This is a genomic window from Mesorhizobium sp. M8A.F.Ca.ET.181.01.1.1 (genome assembly GCF_004792025.1).
GTDB lineage: Bacteria > Pseudomonadota > Alphaproteobacteria > Rhizobiales > Rhizobiaceae > Mesorhizobium.
On sequence record NZ_SRTV01000096.1, the window covers coordinates 1 to 365 of the forward strand.

1 protein-coding gene is annotated in these 365 nt (G+C 58.9%); it reads right to left on the reverse strand.

Translation table 11 applies throughout. The features are described from left to right. A partial coding sequence (locus EN824_RS33745; RefSeq protein WP_135933180.1) for an efflux RND transporter permease subunit occupies window positions 1-365 on the reverse strand: 365 nt, incomplete at both ends.

The window sequence follows — 365 nt, forward strand, 5'->3', positions numbered from 1 at the left end:
TTTGGACGGCGCGCGCATCAGATACATTGCAAGCGTCGGGATCAGCGTGCGCGAGAAGAAGTAAGACGCGCACATGGCGAACACCACTGCTTCCGCAAGCGGCACGAACAGATAGCGCGCGACGCCGGACAGCAGGAACATCGGCACGAACACAATGCAGATCGACATGGTGGAAACGAACGTCGGCACTGCGATCTCGCCTGAGCCGTTCAGTATCGCGTCATGCAACGGCTCGCCCTTTTCCAGAGGATGCGTGATGTTTTCAATGGCCACCTTCGCGGCGTCGACAACAATGCCGACAGCGAGAGCAAGGCCGCCGAGCGTCACGATCTTGATGGTTTGTCCGAGCGACGCAACCGCAATGA